The following is a 1657-nucleotide window of genomic DNA, read 5'->3' as shown; positions in this document are numbered from 1 at the left end:
GCGAATCCGACCTCCGCTGCGCGGCCGAAAGCCCCTTCTGGCTGGACGAGCTCTGGATCGACCTGCTCTCCGAGCGCCGCCATCGGCTGCTCACCCCCGAAGCCGCGGCGTTCCTGTTCGCGCGCGAGAAAGCGTCGCTCGACGCCGATCAGACCGAATTCAACGAGCGCGCCGACGCCGCAGTCAAGCTCGCGACTTTCGCCGCCGACAACGGGCTCGCCGATGAAGCAGCGAAGGAACTCGCCCATGCCTATGCCTGCCTGCTCGGCTACGGCTGGCGTAAAGATATCTATGTCTTCGAAGTGCTCGAGGCGCTCGAGCTGATGCTGGCCGCGGGTGATGCCGACGCCAGGGACTGGCTGGTTGAAATCGCCGGGCCGGTCGAACAGATCCTCGGCTATACCGACGGCCGCGAGACGCGGCATGCGCCGCCCGAATATCACCGTCTGCTGCTCGACTACCGCCCCGACAAGGTGGCAGGGTGTTTCGAAGCGCTCGTCGAGGACGGCGACTGGGACTGGTCCGAGCGGCTGCTTCGCGACTATGCGAAGCGCACGCTTTCGGAAACCCCTGCGGGTGAGGCGCTGCTTTCCACCTTCGTGACGGCGGCCGAAAGACGGACCCTCTTCAAGGCGGCGTCGCCCGCCCGTCCTCACGCGGCTGCGGCCGCCAAAGCGGTTCTCGTTCGTAGCGGAACAACGCGCGACGCCGAGCGCCGCGCTGCGCGCGAAGAGGCGCGGCGCGACAGCTCCTCGCCCGGCCGGAAGCGGAAGCTGCCCGATTTTAGGCGTTATCCGCCCGGCGAGCTCGACGCATTTCTCGCCGCGCTCCGCCGCCGCTTCCTCGTCGGCGAAGGTCTCACGGCATGGCTCGACTATTGGAACGACGCGGGACAAGGAGATGCCGCGCTCGCCGACCTCGATCGCGCGACGTCGGGACCCGACCTCTATTTCTTCGCGAGCGACGCGCTCGACCGGGCGGCCGAGATCGCACTCGACCGGCACGGGCGCAGCCGCGCGTTCGACTGGCTCGTCCGCGCGCAAATCGTCCGCAACGGCTGGGGCGAGTGGTTTTCGAGCGGCGGCGAGACACGCAAGCGGCTAGACTTCGTGGCGACACATTTCAGGCGGCGATGGGAGGAGTTTCTGCGCAAGACCGCAAAGCCCGTCTTTGGCACGCCGCGTGAGGGCAGCATCACGGTCGGCTACGCAAAGCTGGTCTATTTTCTGCTCCAGGTCGGAGAGACCGACCGCGCCAAGGCTTGCACCCGCGCGATGATCGACATCTTCCTCGAAGAAGTGGCCGCGCAGCCGATCCGCAAGCCGGAGTGGGCCTGATGCGCGACCTCGCCTTCGACTTGCTGACCTCCCGGCTTCGTTGGCCGATCCCGCGGGTGCGCTGGGAGACCGCGCGCGCGATTGCCGGCCTCGTCCGCGATGGGCATGAGGGCATGCGACACAGCCTCGTCGACTGGATCGCCGCGCGGCGCCTCGAGGGCGAGGTGGTCCTCGGCCTCGGGGTAATAGATGCCTTCGGTCTCGGACAACGTTTCGACCTTGCCGAGCTTCATCGCGCGATCGGAGCGCCTTCGATCCTCTCCGACTGGCTGCTCGCGCGCAATTTTCCCGGGTGGGACGCCGCCGGCGATTTCCGCCTA

Annotated in this window: 2 protein-coding genes; both read left to right on the top strand. The window is 67.4% G+C overall.

The genetic code is table 11. The annotated features are described in order from the left end of the window. Positions 1 to 1337: hypothetical protein (locus VGD20_RS10615; RefSeq protein WP_331134415.1), on the top strand; the 1337-nt coding region annotated here is incomplete at its 5' end. Continuing rightward, a partial coding sequence (locus VGD20_RS10610; RefSeq protein WP_331134414.1) for a hypothetical protein occupies positions 1337 to 1657 on the top strand: 321 nt, incomplete at its 3' end. The genes VGD20_RS10615 and VGD20_RS10610, both read left to right, overlap by 1 nt.

The sequence above is a fragment of the Sphingopyxis sp. genome, from assembly GCF_036402335.1.
GTDB lineage: Bacteria > Pseudomonadota > Alphaproteobacteria > Sphingomonadales > Sphingomonadaceae > Sphingopyxis.
This window is presented reverse-complemented; position numbering and strand designations above follow the sequence as displayed.